This window comes from Massilia eburnea (assembly GCF_009720745.1).
In the GTDB taxonomy this organism is placed as follows: Bacteria; Pseudomonadota; Gammaproteobacteria; order Burkholderiales; family Burkholderiaceae_D; genus Rugamonas; species Rugamonas eburnea.
Window position 1 is genome coordinate 1 of sequence record NZ_WNKX01000094.1, and the last position, 258, is coordinate 258.

The 258-nt window shown below is 58.9% G+C and carries 1 protein-coding gene; it reads right to left on the reverse strand.

Features of this window, described 5'->3' with window-relative positions; all coding sequences use genetic code 11:
• Positions 1-258, reverse strand: a 258-nt coding sequence (locus GM658_RS29910; RefSeq protein WP_211841962.1) for a hypothetical protein, incomplete at both ends; no start/stop codon positions are given.

Consider the following 258-nt stretch of genomic DNA (forward strand, 5'->3'; position numbering starts at 1 on the left):
GGACCGCATGGCTCAAATCCTGCAGTGTCTGGTTTTCATTTCCCTTCGTTTTGAAGTAATCACCAATTTCAGCAGCTGCATACGGTGCCGCCGCATTGGCCGCGATCTGCGTTCCTGCTTGACCGGCGACCCCGCCGACCAGAATGCCGGTGACCACATTCAGCGCGCGGCTCTTGTTGCCGCCCACGCCCCATTCAGCCTGGACTTTTTGGGCCTCTGCGATTGCATTGTTCGCCGCCGCTATCTGTTCAGGCGTGC